This window comes from Pseudomonas sp. N2-3-1-14, from assembly GCF_041228395.1.
Taxonomy (GTDB): Bacteria; Pseudomonadota; Gammaproteobacteria; order Pseudomonadales; family Pseudomonadaceae; genus Aquipseudomonas.
The window spans coordinates 5,495,592-5,509,649 of the sequence record NZ_CP166199.1; the positions used below are offsets into that span (position 1 = coordinate 5,495,592).

A 14,058-nucleotide genomic window follows, 5' to 3' on the forward strand; every position below is an offset into this window, starting at 1 on the left:
TATGACCAGCAGTCCCGAACACGCAAGGCTCTTGCGCCTGGCCACCCGCGCGTCGGTGGGCGTGGCCTGTGCGCTGATTATTACCAAGGCCATTGCCTGGTGGTTCAGTGGCTCGGTGAGCATGCTCGCCGGGTTGACCGACTCGCTGCTTGATGGCGTGACCTCGTTGCTCAACCTGCTGGCAGTGCATTACGCGCTGCGCCCGGCCGATGATGACCACCGTTATGGGCATGGCAAGGCGGAGTCGCTGTCGGGCATGGCCCAGGCGTTGTTTATTGCCGGCAGTGCGGTGCTGATCGCGTTCCAGGCGTACCAGCGTTTGCACCATCCGGAACCGGTCGGCGCGCCTTGGCTGAGCATCGGGGTCATCGTGTTTTCGCTGGTGATGACGGTGGCGCTGCTGATGCTGCAACACCGGGTGATCCGCGAAACCGGCTCCAACGCCGTGCGCGCGGACTCGCTGCACTACCGTTCGGACTTGATGCTCAATGGCAGCATTCTGGTGGCATTGGTGTTGGCGGGGTTCGGCTTCAATCAGGTCGATGCGTGGTTCGGCCTGGGCATCGCCGCGTACATTTTGTGGAGCGCCATCCAGATCGCCCGTGAAAGCTTTGCGGTGTTGATGGACGAGGAACTGCCAGCCGATGTGAGCCAGCACATGCTGGAACTGGCGCGCGGTGTGCCAGGCGTGTTGGGTGCGCATGATTTGCGCACGCGGATTTCCGGCAGCCACTGGTTTGTGCAACTGCATCTGGAGTTGCCGGGGGAATTATCGTTGTCGGTTGCCCACGGCATCAGCGACCAGGCCGCCGATGCCATTCACAACGCCTACCCGCGCGCCGAAGTGCTGGTGCACGCCGACCCGCGGGAAGTGGTCACGGGCAATAAGGCCTAGTACTGCACCTGATACCCGCGGCTGGTGAGGCAGTTGCCCTGGGCTTGGCGGTAGGTTTGCACCACCGCGGGGTCTGGGGCGTAAGTGACGGTCCGTGGGTCGAAACCGCTTTGTTGCACTGCCCAGCGATAACAGTCGTAGCCGTCCTGCTGCACTTGCGCCGGTGACTGGCCGTTGGCCGGGTAGGCCACCACGTCATAGCCATTGCCCTGCGGCGCGGGTTGCGGTGCCGGCACTTCTGTCGGCGGCTGCACCACCACGTACTGCTGGGTGGCGCTTTCGTAGGTGTAGTACGAACCCGCTGCAAGGAAGAACAGTGCGCTCCCCACCCACACTTCGCGCGCAAAGTCCGGCAGGTATTGCACGCGGATGCCGTACGGCGGCGTCACCACGACATAACGCGGGCCTTGCGGGCGATACCAGTAGCCGCCGGAAAAGAAGTAATCCTGACCCCGGTAAGGCACGCGGTAGTTGCGGTCGGGAAAACGATCCACCGTATAGCCGGGGCGATATTGCGGGCCAGGGCCCCAACCAGTGCCGTGCCCACTGGGGCGACCCGGCCAGCGGTTGTCGTTGGGGTGACCATTGTTGAACCCGCCACCTGGGCGCCCGGGGCCATTGCCGGCCTGCCAATGCTGGTTGCCATCGTTACGGCGCGGGATGTCCTGATAGTGACCCTGGCGCGGCTCCTGGGTTTGCCGAACCGTGTCCGGGCGCCCCTGAATCGGCAGGTTATTCGCGGGCTGTGGCGCTGGCCGAGGCTGTTCGGCACCTTGCGGGCGACCTTGCCATTGCCCACCGCCGTGCTGCTGTTGTTCGGCGCGATCAAAATGCTGATTTTGCGGCCGAGGCTGGTTGTTCTCGACACGCGGGTTCTGCGGGCGCGGCTGGTTGATTTCCGGGCGCGGTTGATTGTTCTGCGGGCGTGGTTGGTTATTTTGCGGTCGCGGCTGTTCGTTGCCTTGCCGTCCGCCTTCGGGACCTCTTTCATGCTGACCGCCCCCTTCAGAGCGCGGGTCGTCGGCCATTACTTGCGAGCCAACGGTCATCATCAGCAAACCTACACCTGCCATACGCCAGATGCGCTTCATGCTATTCCTCACTGCGGATAAGGGCCTAGAACGTCCGGCCTCATAGATGAGACTGGAAAAGCCTCGCCCGGTTCTGAGACAGGTTATCAGTCACGAGAAGTATTTTTTTGGGTAAAAACGCGCGCAAAGAAAAAGGGGTGACCCGTCGGCCACCCCTTGAGAATTTCGTCCGTGCTCAACGCTTTTGACGTTGGCTCACCTCACGCCGTCTTGTGGACAGTGTGCAGCCTGGAGGCCGACTCAACCCTGCTCGGGCGGCGGCCGCAGCGGGCCTGATTGGGCGGGCTGCAGTGGACTGTTGTCCAGGCGGTGATTCTGTTGGTAATCATAGGCCCGCCGCGCCGACAGATGATTGCGAAGATTGCGTCAATAAACAGTGCTTGCGCAATTTTTAACCCTTCATAGATAATTCGCCGCAATAGTTACGACAAAGGCCAACCCAATGAGCAAGCTTGACCGATACGACCTGAGTATTTTGGCGGAATTGCAGCGCGACGCGAGGATCTCCAACCAGGAGTTGGCCGAGCGTATCGGCTTGTCGCCTTCGCCCTGCTCGCGCCGGGTCAAGCAGCTTGAAGACGATGGCTACATTGCGCGCCAGGTCGCCTTGCTGGATCGCAAGATGCTCGGCCTGAGCCTCACGGCCTATGTGCTGATCGGCATGGACCGCCACACACCCGAGCGTTTCGAGAATTTCGAAGCGGCGATTCGCACCCTGCCGCAAGTGCTCGAATGCAGTTTGGTCACTGGGATGGATGCGGACTATCAGTTGAAAGTGGTGGTACCGGACATGGATCACTACCAGAAACTGCTGCTGGGCCACCTGACCCGCATTGAAGGCGTGACCAGCGTGCGGTCGAGCTTTGTGCTCAATCAGGTACTCAACAGCACCGAATTGCCGCTGACCCACCTGCGTACTTAAGGTCGCAGAAGATCAAATGTGGGAACTGGCTTGCCTGCGACACAGGCCACTCGGTGTATCAGCCAGCCCCAGTTGATGCTATCGCAGGCAAGCCAGCTCCCACATTGACCGCGTCAAGACTCAGGTCAATGTTGCGCCTGATGCCCTGCTTTATACTTCCCGCCTGCCCTGTCGGAAAATTCCCACATGAACAACATCGACCCCGCCGTGTTTGAAGAATGGATGATGACTGGCCTGGTCACCATTCTGATCATTTTCATGGGCTTTATCGTTTGGGACTTGGCGAAGAAATCCAAAGCCGGGCGCTTTGGCTCGTTCATTCTGTTCTTCGTACTGGGCCTGGGCGTGGCCGCGTTCATTATCAAGAGCGTGGTGATCGGCCTGATCGAATCCGGCGCCTTATAAACGCGCCGGCACTTCCTTCCATTGGCCTTGGTCCAGGCCATCAATCGACCAATCCCCGATACGCACGCGCACCAGGCGCAAGGTCGGTAAGCCCACCGCAGCGGTCATGCGCCGTACCTGGCGGTTACGCCCTTCACGAATCACCAGCTCCAGCCAGTGCGTGGGCACGCTCTTGCGAAAACGCACCGGCGGATTGCGTGGCCATAATTCAGGTTCGTCCAACTGCCGGGCTTGCGCTGGCAAGGTCATGCCGTCATTAAGCTCCACGCCGTCGCGCAGGCGCTGCAATTGCTCTTCGGTCGGTTCGCCTTCGACTTGCACCCAGTAGGTTTTCGCCAGCTTGTGCTTGGGGTCGGCAATCCGCGCCTGCAGTTGGCCATCGTTGGTCAGCAGCAGCAGGCCTTCGCTGTCACGGTCCAGGCGGCCAGCCGGGTAGATACCGGGGATGTCGATAAAATCCTTGAGGGTCGCGCGCCCGCCTTCGTCGCTGAACTGGGTCAGCACGTCGAAGGGTTTGTTGAACAGGATCAACTTCGGCTCGGCCGGTGGCGCCTTGGCGACACGCCGGGGAGCGGGATACGCAGGTTTCACGCCAGGGCGGCGCGAGTCGGGACGGGTGGGACGGGACATGGCAAAAGGAACATCTAACGGTCAGGACCGACAATGCTAGTGGCCTGACCGCTAAATGACCATCCCAACCGCTTAGCGGAACGGCGGCTCGTCGAAGCTGCGCAGTTTGCGCGAGTGCAGCGAGTTGAGTTCGGTGCGCAACAGGTCCACCGCCTCGATGCCGATCTTCAAGTGTTGGCTGACCGCACGCTCATAGAACGCGTTGGCCGAACCTGGCAGCTTGATCTCGCTGTGCAGGGGTTTGTCCGAGACGCACAGCAACGTGCCATATGGCACCCGCAGACGATAACCCTGGGCGGCGATGGTGCCGCTTTCCATGTCCACAGCCACGGCGCGGGACAGGTTGATCAGCGGCCGTTCCTGGGCCCAACGCAGCTCCCAGTTGCGGTCGTCGTAGGTCAACACGGTGCCGGTGCGCAGGCGCTTTTTCAGCTCCTCGCCTTTTTCGCCGGTAACGTTGGCCGCCGCTTGCTGCAGGGCCATCTGCACTTCGGCCAGGGCCGGGATCGGAATATTCGGCGGCACTACGCGGTCCAGAATCCCGTCGCGGCGCATGTAGGCGTGGGCCAGTACGTAATCGCCAATGGTCTGGGATTGGCGCAGGCCGCCGCAGTGACCAATCATCAGCCAGCAATGCGGGCGCAGCACGGCCAGGTGGTCGGTGATGTTCTTGGCGTTGGACGGGCCGACGCCGATGTTCACCAGGGTCACGCCGTGGCCATCAGTGGCCTGCAGGTGATAGGCCGGCATCTGGTAACGGTGCCAGACCACGCCCGCCGCAATCGCCGAGGCTTCGCCGTGGTCCATGCTCTTGTCGATGATCACGTTACCCGGCAGCACCATGCGGATAAACCGCGGGTCACTGCGCAATTGCTCCAGGCCATGCAGGATGAACTGGTCAACATAGCGATGGTAGTTGGTCAGCAGGATCCACGGCTGCACATGACGCCAGTCGCTGCCGGTGTAGTGCACCAGACGGCGCAGGGAGAAGTCCACGCGGGCGGCATCGAACAGCGCCAGCGGCAGCGGGTCGGTGTTTTCCCAGTCGTAAAGGCCATCGGCAATACCGTCGGTGGCCGCGGACAGGTCGGTGCTGGGGAACACCCGCGCCAGGGTCGCGGCGGTCACGCCGGAGCCGGCCAGTTCGTCGCCCTGCTCCACCACATACGGGTACGGAATATTCTGTTGGCTCACGCCGACTTCCACCGTCACGGTGAAGTCGTGCATCAGCGGCACCAGCTGCTCCAGCAGGTACTTACGGAATGCGCCCGGATGGGTGACGGTGACGCTGTAGGTCCCCGGCAACTGAACCTTGGCGTACGCCCGAGTGGTCTGTGGGACTTCGCCATGGCAATGGTAGGTCAGGCGCAGTTCTGGATAGCGAAACAGTGCGCGTTGCGCGGCGTCGGGCTCGACGCGGTCCTTGAGGTATTGCTTGAGGGCTTGATTGAGCGCGCCGGTAGCACGCTCGTGAAGAGCCGCCAGCCGATCCACGGCTTCTTCGGCGGTTTGAACGACAACAAAAGCTTCGGTCACGGTAAGCATCCTGTGTTCTGACTTGCAGGCCTTTATCTTGCCTGTATCCCGGCCTCACTGAAACAGTAGTGATTGGAATGCGGTTAATAATGTGGGAGCGGGCTTGCTCGCGAATGCGGTGTATCAGTCACCTGCTCAGTCACTGAAGAACCGTATTCGCGAGCAAGCCCGCTCCCACATTTTGACCGAGTGTAGTCAGAGGGTTGGGGTTGAACGCGCGACAATCGCCTCCACATCCACACCTCGCGGCAAGGTGCCATACACCCGACCGGACGACTCCCCCAAGCGGCTGGCGATAAAGCCATCACTGACCGCCGCATTCCCGGCCTCCAGCAACAACTTGGCCTGCAACGCCACGGCAATATCCTCGGTCAGTTGGCGGGCGCGGTACTGGATGTCCTGAGTGTCCATGAACGCCGACTTCAGCTGCGCGATATGCCGCGCCAGCTGCGTGTGGCCATGCCCGTCCCCGAGTTCGACAAACAGCGCCTCCAGCACGCCCGGCTCTTTCGACAGCGCCCGCAACACGTCCAGGCACTGCACATTGCCGGAACCTTCCCACGTTGAATTCACCGGCGCCTCACGGTACAAGCGCGGGAGGATGCTGTCCTCGACATACCCGGCACCGCCCATGCACTCGGCCGCCTCGTTGATCATTGCTGGCGCGCGCTTGCAGATCCAATACTTGCCCACTGCCGTTACCAGCCGGGCAAATTTGGCTTCCTGCTCGTTATCCAGATGGTCCAGTGCCCGGCCCATGCGCATGCTCAATGCCAGCGACGCCTCGCTTTCCAGGGCCAGGTCAGCCAATACGTTTTGCATCAGCGGCTGCTCACTCAGCACGCGTCCGCCTACCAAGCGGTGCGCGCAATGATGACTGGCCTGGGTCAACGCCTGACGCATCAGCGCGCTGGAGCCAACCATGCAGTCGAAGCGGGTCATGGCGACCATTTCGATAATGGTCGGCACGCCACGGCCCTCTTCGCCGATCATCCAGGCCAGCGCGCCCCGAAACTCCACTTCGCTGGAGGCGTTGGAGCAGTTGCCGAGTTTGTTTTTCAGGCGCTGGATGTAGAACTCGTTGCGGGTGTCATCCGGGCGGTGCCGGGGCAGCAGGAAACAGGTCAGTCCTTTGTCGGTCTGCGCCAACGTGAGGAACGCATCACACATCGGCGCCGAGCAGAACCACTTGTGCCCCACCAGTTCATAGGCTTGCCCTGGGCCGCCCGCGCCCACTGGATACGCGCGGGTGGTGTTGGCGCGCACGTCGGTGCCACCCTGCTTCTCGGTCATGGCCATGCCGATGGTGGCCCCGGCCTTGTGGGCGATGCCGACATTGCGCGGGTCGTATTCGGTGCTGAGGAGTTTCGGCAGCCAGGTCTGCGCCAGATCCGGTTGCAGGCGCAGGGCCGGTACGCAGGCGAAGGTCATGGTCAGCGGGCAGCCGGTGCCCGCTTCGGCCTGGCTGTGCAGGTAGGTCATGGCGGCGCGCGCCACATGGGCGCCGGGTTGTGGGTGCGCCCACGGCAGCGACGGCAGGCCATGCTCGACGGCGGTGCGCATCAGCTCGTGGTACGCCGGATGAAACGCCACGCAGTCGATGCGATGGCCATAACGGTCATGGCTGTTGAACACCGGCTTATTCTCGTTTGCCAGGAACCCGGCTGCCATCAACGGCCCGCCCGCCAGTGCGCCATACGCATCGACACGCGCATGGGCCCAGCCGGCGCCAAAGCGGCGCGACCACTCTTGCAGGGGCACGTCGATGCGGTACAGGTTGGTGCCGTCCAAGGACGGTGGCTGATTGGTGACGTCGTGGGTTTCGGCGAACTGATGCAGGTTCATGACGGGCCTCCTGAAAAAAGGCCACGTGCAGTTGAGGCCTGAATTTCAGTTAAGCACCGTCACCGGGCTTAAAAAAGTGGCATACGCGCCTAATGTCCGGCGCTTTCGCCCTCTAACGGGCACAGCAGCCGACGCTCCAGCACCGCCTGCAGCGCTTCAAAACGCACGGGCTTGGCCAGCCGGTCAGTGATGCCGATGCCATGGCAGCGCTCCCGGTCCGTCCCACTCAGGGACGTACTCAGGGCGATCACCGGCAGTTCGCCACACCCAGGCAGTGCGCGAATCTGACAGCACAATGAGAACCCGCCTTCAGGCACATCCAGCAGCACCGCATCAAACGTTTCACTCTGCAACATCGCCAGCGCAGACGAACCGTTGTCCACGGTTTTCACCCGATAGCCCAGCTTGAGCAGCATGCCACGCACCGCCAGTTGGCCGACGCTGTTGTCGTCCACCAGCAGCACCGCGCACTCGTGGGGCGCGCGCTGCGTCAAGGTTTCCTGGGGCGTCGCTTTGGGCCCGGGCGGCACCGGGCTTACCGTCACCTCGAGTTGGAAACGGCTGCCCTTGCGCGGCTCGGAATGATGGGTCAGGCGCCCACCGAGCAGTTCGATCAGCTGTCGGCAGATCGCCAGGCCGATGCCCAGGCCGCCGTATTCGCGGGTGGTCGAGCCGTCGAGCTGGAAGAAGCGCTGATACAGCGTGGCCTCGTCGAGGAAAGCGAAGCCGATACCACTGTCGGTGACGATAAAGCTCAGGCGCAAGCTGCCATCGTTTTGTGGAACCCCCACCACGCGCAGGCGCACCGCGCCTTCGTGGGTGAACTTGAACGCGTTGTCGAGCAGACAATCCAGGCACTGGATCAGTTTGTCGGCATCGCCGATCACGCGGTCCGGCAACTCGTCCGCCACGTCGATGGAGAATGCCAGGCCCTTGTTCTGCGCGCCGGTGCTGAACTGCTGACGCAAGGTGTCGAGCGCACCGCGCAGGCTGAACATTTGGGGCTGGGGGGTCAGGCGCCCGGCTTGCAGTTCGGTCAGGGTGAGGATGCCGTTGACCATGCGCATCATGTCCCGCGCCGAGCCGGCGGCGGTTTGCTGGTACTGCGCCAGGTCATCGTCCAGCGGCACGGTTTGCATCAGCTCAAGGGAGCCGATCACGCCATTCATCGGTGTGCGCAGTTCGTGGGTCAGGGTGGCGAGGAATTCGTCTTTCAGACGATTGCTGCGCGCGAGTTGCTGGTTGAGCACTTCGAGTTTCTGGCTGGCGTCGAACAGGATTTGCGCCTGCTGCTCACGCATGCCATTGATGCGGTCCGCCAGGGCCAGTGAGAGCAGCGCCACTTCGATGGCCGAGCCGAGCTGACTGGCGTACATGGTGAGGAACATATTCGGCAGGTAGCCCAACACCATCATCGTGTTGACCACCCCGCCGAGCAGGAATGCCGACCAGGCGATGATGAAATACCGCGCCATGCGCTGGCCGCAGTACCACGCCTTGATCGCGGCAACAAAGATGGTCACGGTAAACACCAGCGCCAGACCGGTGGCCAGGCGCAGGGCCACCGCATAGCTGGTCAGCAGCGCCAGCACCATCACCACCGCGCCGCAGGTCGCCAGCGCCAGCAAGATCCGGTCGAGCCAGCGGCTGTGCTGCGCGGTGTGCAGGAAGCTGCGCGCGAACAGGCTGCCGAACAGCGCTGCCGACCCGATCAGGAACGGCACCGCCGCATTCGACCACCACGGGTTGTTCGGCCAGAAGTACTCCACGGCCACGCCATTGACCGACAGTTGGTACAGGCCGAACGAGGCGATATACAGGATGTAATAGAGGTAGCTGGTGTCGCGCACGCTGAGGTAGATAAACAGGTTGTAGACCAGCATCCCCAGCAGTACGCCGTAGATGGCGCCCAGCACATACAAGCGCAGCGGCTGTTCTTCCAGGTAGGCGGTGCCGGCCCAGAGCGTCAACGGCGCCTGGATCGAGCCTTCGCTTTGCAGGCGCAGGTACACGGTTTGCTGCTGGTCGGGCACAAAGTTGAGCTTGAACAGGTAATTGCTCTGACGCACTTCACGGCTGGAAAAAGGCAGTGCACTGCCGGTGCGGGTGGTCAGTCGGTAGCCGCCGGTGCCGTCGTTCTGGTACAGGTCCAGGCGGTTCAGCGGCGGGTACGCCAGCTCCAGAAACCAGGTACGCGGCGCGCGAGGGTCAGTGGCAGTGTAATGCAGATCGACCTTGAGCCAGAACACCGAGCGTGAATAACCGGCATTGAGGGTGGCTTGGTCGTGGGTCTTGAACTGGGCGGCGTAGGCGGGGGAACTGACTTGGGCGATGGTGAGGGCGTCGGTAGGGTCTTCGAGTACTTGCATGATCCGGCCCAGCGGCAGGCTTCGAGTGCTCTGATTGAACTCGACGGCGCCGGCGAGCATCGGCAGCCCGCACAATAATAAGATCAGCAAATAGCGCATAGAGCCCCAGCGTGGCCTGTCCGGTTATGTCAAAAGCCCCCATTCCTTTTGAGAAGACGTATGCCGGCGATACAGTAAGTTGTTTGGATCCACTCTAGCATAGCCGCTGGAGGCCATTAGACACCATTGAAATAATTTTTTGAAAGGCTCTAGCACGCGGCTTTCAACGCATTTATGACCCAACACTCGATAATGGCTATCAGCCATAAATGCGCCTGGACAGTGGCAAAATTCAACCCTCGCCAGACAGCCACGCAAAAAGCGTTTGGTGGTAAGCTCGCGCACCATGAATATCTACAGCTCTCGCCCCGTTGTCCTCTGTCTCTCCGGCCATGACCCAAGTGGTGGCGCCGGCCTGCAGGCAGATATCGAAGCCCTGCTCGCCCAAGGCTGTCATGCGGCTCCCGCCGTCACCGCCCTGACCGTGCAGAACACCGTCAATGTCAGCGATTTCCGCGTGCTCGACCGCGAGTGGGTCCTGGCCCAGGCGAATGCCGTGCTCGGCGACTCCGAAGTGGCGGCGGTCAAGCTTGGCATGCTCGGCTCTACCGCGATGGTCGACACCGTGGTCGAACTGCTGCAGGCGCACCCGCACCTGCCGGTGGTGTGCGACCCGGTGCTGCGGGCCGGCGGCGGTGGCAGCCTGGGCAAGGACGAAGTCGGCTACGCGATGCGCGAGCGGCTGCTGCCGTTGTCGCTGATCGCCACGCCCAACTTGCCTGAAGCGCGCATCCTCGCCGAATTGCCTGAAGGCACTGCGGACGAATGCGCCGAGAAGCTGCTGCCGTTTATCAAGCACTTGCTGATCACCGGCGGCCACGGCGACGAGCATGAAGTGCACAATCGCCTGTACAGCCGCGACGGCACGCGCCAGACCTTTACCTGCCAGCGCCTGCCCGGCAGCTATCATGGTTCGGGCTGCACGCTGGCCAGCGCACTGGCCGGTCGCATCGCCCAGGGCGAAGGCCTGGTCAGCGCTGTGCAGTCGGCGCTCAACTACACTTGGCGCACCTTGCGTGACGCCGAACAACTCGGCCAGGGCCAGTTCGTGCCGCGCCGTTTGCCGCTGGATTTCTGCTCTTAAAGCACAAGAGGCCTGCCCGATGAAACTACGTGGCCTGTATGCCATTACCGACAGCCAACTGTTGGCCGGCAAATTTCTCGCCTACGTCGAAGCGGCATTGGACGGCGGCGTGACCCTGCTGCAGTACCGCGACAAAAGCAGCGACGAAGCCCGCCGCCTGCGAGAGGCGGAGAAACTGCGCGAGCTGTGCTCGCGCTACAAGACCCAGCTCATTATCAATGACGACGCCGAACTGGCCGCGCGCCTGGGCGTGGGCGTACACCTGGGTCAAACCGACGGCCCACTGACTCCGGCCCGAGCGTTGCTCGGTTCCAAAGCGATCATCGGCGCCACCTGCCACAGCCAGATCGAACTGGCCGAACAGGCCGCCAAAGAAGGCGCAAGCTACGTCGCCTTCGGCCGCTTCTTCAATTCCAACACCAAGCCCGGTGCACCCGCCGCCACCGTTGACATGCTGGCCCAGGCCCGCGCGCGCCTGCATCTGCCGATCTGCGTGATCGGCGGCGTCACCCTGGAAAACGCCGAACCGCTGGTGGCCCACGGTGCCGACCTGCTCGCCGTGGTGCACGGCCTGTTCGGTGCCGACAGCACCCAGGAAGTCACGCGCCGCGCGCGCGCATTCAACGATCTTCTTAAAATTTCAGTTTAGAGAGCCCGACCATGTCCCGTTCCGAAACCCTGTTTGCCAATGCTCAGAAACACATTCCCGGCGGTGTGAACTCCCCCGTGCGTGCGTTCAAGAGCGTGGGCGGCACGCCGTTGTTCTTCAAGCATGCCGAAGGCGCCTACGTCACCGACGAAGATGACAAGCGCTACGTTGACTACGTGGGTTCCTGGGGTCCGATGATCCTCGGCCATAGCCACCCGGACGTGCTCGATGCGGTGCGCCAGCAGTTGCAACACGGCCTGTCCTACGGCGCCCCGACCGCCATGGAAACCGAGATGGCAGACTTGGTGTGCTCGATCGTGCCGTCGATGGAAATGGTGCGCATGGTCAGCTCAGGCACCGAGGCCACCATGAGCGCGATTCGCCTGGCCCGTGGTTTTACCGGCCGCGACAGCATCATCAAGTTCGAAGGCTGCTACCACGGCCACTCCGACAGCCTGCTGGTAAAAGCCGGTTCCGGCGCGCTGACCCAGGGCGTGCCGAGCTCGGCCGGTGTGCCGGCGGCCTTCGCCAAGCACACCCTGACCCTGCCGTTCAACGACATCGCCGCCGTCGAGCAGATGCTCAGCGAAGTGGGCCAAGAGGTGGCGTGCATCATCGTCGAGCCGGTCGCCGGCAACATGAACTGCGTGCCGCCGGCGCCTGGTTTCCTTGAAGGCCTGCGCGAGCAGTGCGACAAGCACGGCGTAGTGCTGATTTTCGACGAAGTCATGACCGGTTTCCGTGTCGCCCTCGGCGGCGCCCAGGCTTACTACGGCGTCACGCCGGACCTGAGCACCTTCGGCAAGATCATCGGCGGCGGCATGCCGGTGGGTTGCTTCGGCGGCAAGCGCGAAATCATGCAGCACATCGCGCCACTGGGCCCGGTGTACCAGGCGGGCACCTTGTCGGGTAACCCATTGGCCATGGCGGCCGGCCTGACCACCTTGCGCCTGATCAGCCGCCCGGGCTTTCACGCCGAGCTGACCGACTACACCACGCGCCTGCTCGATGGCCTGCAACAGCGCGCCGATGCTGCCGGCATCCCGTTCGTCACCACGCAAGCCGGTGGCATGTTCGGCCTGTACTTCAGCGGTGCCGACGATATCGTCACCTTCGATGACGTGATGGGCAGCGATGCCGACCTGTTCAAGCGCTTCTTCCACTTGATGCTGGAAGGCGGCGTTTACCTGGCACCGAGCGCCTTCGAAGCGGGCTTCACCTCGATCGCCCATGGCGATGCAGAGTTGAAATTGACCCTGGATGCTGCCGAGCGCGCCTTCGCGGCCCTGAAATAAGAGGCCTATCAAGCTGACGTTGCCTTGGGTGACGTCAGAATTTGCTACTTTGCTTACAGCGCTTTCCTGCATTTTTCGAGAAATCACCTGCAATCCGGCAGATAACTTGCCCACGCAGCAGAAAAACGAGTAAAGACTTTGTAAGCAGAGGCCTGCTTATTTCATAATGCGCGCTTATTGGACCCGCGAGGGTCCGCGCGCCCCGTCAGAGGTAAGTCGATTCCCATGAAACGCACCGGCCGCACCCTGGTTCTGGGCTGCCTGTTGCTCCTTCAGCCGCTGCTGGCACATGCACAAGCAGGCGGCAACTCGTTGTTAATCCCAGCGATGGGTCGTTGCACCCTCAATACCCAGCCAGACAGCCAGGCCGAAGCCCTGAGCGCGTGCCAGAAACAGGCCGACGGCGGGGATGCGCAGGCGCAATACGAGTTGGGCGAGTACTACCACGACGACAAAAAACCCGCGCGCGACCTCAACAAGGCCTTGAGCTACTTCGAGAAAGCGTCGCTGCAGGGCCATGCCCAGTCGCAATTCGAACTGGGAAAAATGTTTTTCCATGGCGAAGGCGTGCCGGCCAATAACGTCCAGGCCTATATCGTGCTGAAAATGGCCGCGGTCAACGGCGCTGAAGACGCGCTGGACACCGCCGACGAAGTCGCCGAGCACATGCAGCGTGATGAGTTGGAAGTGGCGACCCAGGTGCTGGGCCAGATCTTCCGCAATTACTTGCAGGAATTGCAGAGTGCCGATGGGCGTTCGCCCTTCTCGCCCCTTCCCTGATTTCAGCTAAACCCTTCTACCGCTATTGCAGACAAGCCAGCTCCCACACTTGAACGCGCTCCAAGATTGGAATGCAGTCGAATCTGGGAGCTGGCTTGCCTGCGATGGGCACACCTCGGTCTAACGCCCTACTTCTCAGGCATCGGCATCGGAAACGGCATCACATTGCTGGTGCCACGCGCTTCGCTGATTTTCGGCGTGCCCAGGCGCTCGACTTCGTCGATGCGCACAATCGAATGCATCGGTACAAAGCTACGCACCACGCCTTCAAACTGCGCTTTCAGTTTTTCCTCGCCCGGATCGACGACCAACTGGGTGCGCTCGCCAAAGACGAACTCTTCCACTTCCAGGAAGCCCCACAGATCACTTTGATAGATCTGCTTGGCGTACATTTCGAACACCTGGCCCTGGTTAAGGAAAATCACCTTATAGATTGGAGCTTCACGTTTGGTCATGGT

The 14,058-nt window shown here is 62.0% G+C and carries 13 protein-coding genes; 7 read left to right on the forward strand and 6 right to left on the reverse strand.

The window, feature by feature from the left end; genetic code table 11:
* The first annotated feature begins 1 nt into the window (after position 1).
* A complete protein-coding gene (locus AB5I78_RS25455; RefSeq protein WP_145162411.1) occupies positions 2 to 895 on the forward strand; it encodes a cation diffusion facilitator family transporter in 894 nt (297 codons plus the stop codon).
* Here AB5I78_RS25455 and AB5I78_RS25460 read toward each other — a convergent pair.
* On the reverse strand, positions 892 to 1,986 hold the full coding sequence (locus AB5I78_RS25460) for a DUF6515 family protein (RefSeq protein ID WP_369302452.1): 1,095 nt from the start codon (positions 1,984 to 1,986) through the stop codon (positions 892 to 894). The two genes, AB5I78_RS25455 and AB5I78_RS25460, sit on opposite strands and share 4 nt — an antisense overlap.
* Before the next feature lie 442 nt (positions 1,987 to 2,428).
* Here AB5I78_RS25460 and AB5I78_RS25465 point away from each other — a divergent pair, with 442 nt between their 5' ends.
* Together AB5I78_RS25465 and AB5I78_RS25470 are read left to right on the forward strand one after the other, a co-directional pair.
* Positions 2,429 to 2,908, forward strand: coding sequence for an Lrp/AsnC family transcriptional regulator (locus tag AB5I78_RS25465; RefSeq protein WP_003194418.1), 480 nt, complete (start codon positions 2,429 to 2,431; stop codon positions 2,906 to 2,908).
* A gap of 195 nt (positions 2,909 to 3,103) precedes the next feature.
* Positions 3,104 to 3,313, forward strand: a complete 210-nt coding sequence (locus tag AB5I78_RS25470; protein WP_007975837.1) for a DUF2788 domain-containing protein — start codon at positions 3,104 to 3,106, stop codon at positions 3,311 to 3,313.
* Here the strand turns inward: AB5I78_RS25470 and AB5I78_RS25475 are convergent.
* The 4 genes from AB5I78_RS25475 to AB5I78_RS25490 form a co-directional block, all read right to left on the reverse strand.
* Positions 3,308 to 3,943, reverse strand: a complete 636-nt coding sequence (locus AB5I78_RS25475) for a pseudouridine synthase (RefSeq protein ID WP_242201802.1) — start codon at positions 3,941 to 3,943, stop codon at positions 3,308 to 3,310. The two genes, AB5I78_RS25470 and AB5I78_RS25475, sit on opposite strands and share 6 nt — an antisense overlap.
* 72 nt (positions 3,944 to 4,015) lie before the next feature.
* A complete protein-coding gene (amn, locus tag AB5I78_RS25480) occupies positions 4,016 to 5,488 on the reverse strand; it encodes an AMP nucleosidase (RefSeq protein WP_178119700.1) in 1,473 nt (490 codons plus the stop codon).
* Positions 5,489 to 5,674: 186 nt separating this feature from the next.
* Positions 5,675 to 7,324: an acyl-CoA dehydrogenase family protein gene (locus AB5I78_RS25485; RefSeq protein ID WP_369302451.1), complete on the reverse strand. Its 1,650-nt coding sequence runs from the start codon at positions 7,322 to 7,324 to the stop codon at positions 5,675 to 5,677.
* A gap of 89 nt (positions 7,325 to 7,413) precedes the next feature.
* Positions 7,414 to 9,792: a 7TM diverse intracellular signaling domain-containing protein gene (locus AB5I78_RS25490; protein WP_369302450.1), complete on the reverse strand. Its 2,379-nt coding sequence runs from the start codon at positions 9,790 to 9,792 to the stop codon at positions 7,414 to 7,416.
* Between the two features lie 286 nt (positions 9,793 to 10,078).
* Here AB5I78_RS25490 and AB5I78_RS25495 point away from each other — a divergent pair, with 286 nt between their 5' ends.
* The 4 genes from AB5I78_RS25495 to AB5I78_RS25510 all read left to right on the forward strand — a co-directional run bounded on the left by AB5I78_RS25495 (position 10,079) and on the right by AB5I78_RS25510 (position 13,600).
* Positions 10,079 to 10,876: a hydroxymethylpyrimidine/phosphomethylpyrimidine kinase gene (locus AB5I78_RS25495; protein ID WP_124418525.1), complete on the forward strand. Its 798-nt coding sequence runs from the start codon at positions 10,079 to 10,081 to the stop codon at positions 10,874 to 10,876.
* 19 nt (positions 10,877 to 10,895) lie between these two features.
* Positions 10,896 to 11,525 (forward strand): thiamine phosphate synthase, encoded by a 630-nt coding sequence (gene thiE / locus AB5I78_RS25500; RefSeq protein ID WP_369302449.1) that lies wholly within the window; start codon positions 10,896 to 10,898, stop codon positions 11,523 to 11,525.
* Positions 11,526 to 11,536: 11 nt separating this feature from the next.
* Positions 11,537 to 12,820 (forward strand): glutamate-1-semialdehyde 2,1-aminomutase, encoded by a 1,284-nt coding sequence (gene hemL, locus AB5I78_RS25505; protein ID WP_063026923.1) that lies wholly within the window; start codon positions 11,537 to 11,539, stop codon positions 12,818 to 12,820.
* 225 nt (positions 12,821 to 13,045) lie between these two features.
* Positions 13,046 to 13,600, forward strand: coding sequence for a tetratricopeptide repeat protein (locus AB5I78_RS25510; protein ID WP_369302448.1), 555 nt, complete (start codon positions 13,046 to 13,048; stop codon positions 13,598 to 13,600).
* Between the two features lie 128 nt (positions 13,601 to 13,728).
* Here AB5I78_RS25510 and AB5I78_RS25515 read toward each other — a convergent pair whose 3' ends face one another.
* Positions 13,729 to 14,055 (reverse strand): DUF1820 family protein, encoded by a 327-nt coding sequence (locus AB5I78_RS25515; protein ID WP_003194436.1) that lies wholly within the window; start codon positions 14,053 to 14,055, stop codon positions 13,729 to 13,731.
* Positions 14,056 to 14,058 lie beyond the last annotated feature (3 nt).

What these genes read in the sequence shown, in the direction of transcription:
- AB5I78_RS25490 (WP_369302450.1), bottom strand. Translation starts at nt 9,792, where the DNA reads ATGCGCTATTTGCTGATCTTATTATTGTGCGGGCTGCCGATGCTCGCC.
- AB5I78_RS25475 (WP_242201802.1), bottom strand. Translation starts at nt 3,943, where the DNA reads ATGTCCCGTCCCACCCGTCCCGACTCGCGCCGCCCTGGCGTGAAACCT.
- amn (WP_178119700.1), bottom strand. Translation starts at nt 5,488, where the DNA reads ATGCTTACCGTGACCGAAGCTTTTGTTGTCGTTCAAACCGCCGAAGAA.
- AB5I78_RS25515 (WP_003194436.1), bottom strand. Translation starts at nt 14,055, where the DNA reads ATGACCAAACGTGAAGCTCCAATCTATAAGGTGATTTTCCTTAACCAG.
- AB5I78_RS25460 (WP_369302452.1), bottom strand. Translation starts at nt 1,986, where the DNA reads ATGAAGCGCATCTGGCGTATGGCAGGTGTAGGTTTGCTGATGATGACC.
- AB5I78_RS25465 (WP_003194418.1), top strand. Translation starts at nt 2,429, where the DNA reads ATGAGCAAGCTTGACCGATACGACCTGAGTATTTTGGCGGAATTGCAG.
- AB5I78_RS25485 (WP_369302451.1), bottom strand. Translation starts at nt 7,324, where the DNA reads ATGAACCTGCATCAGTTCGCCGAAACCCACGACGTCACCAATCAGCCA.
- AB5I78_RS25495 (WP_124418525.1), top strand. Translation starts at nt 10,079, where the DNA reads ATGAATATCTACAGCTCTCGCCCCGTTGTCCTCTGTCTCTCCGGCCAT.
- hemL (WP_063026923.1), top strand. Translation starts at nt 11,537, where the DNA reads ATGTCCCGTTCCGAAACCCTGTTTGCCAATGCTCAGAAACACATTCCC.
- AB5I78_RS25455 (WP_145162411.1), top strand. Translation starts at nt 2, where the DNA reads ATGACCAGCAGTCCCGAACACGCAAGGCTCTTGCGCCTGGCCACCCGC.
- thiE (WP_369302449.1), top strand. Translation starts at nt 10,896, where the DNA reads ATGAAACTACGTGGCCTGTATGCCATTACCGACAGCCAACTGTTGGCC.
- AB5I78_RS25510 (WP_369302448.1), top strand. Translation starts at nt 13,046, where the DNA reads ATGAAACGCACCGGCCGCACCCTGGTTCTGGGCTGCCTGTTGCTCCTT.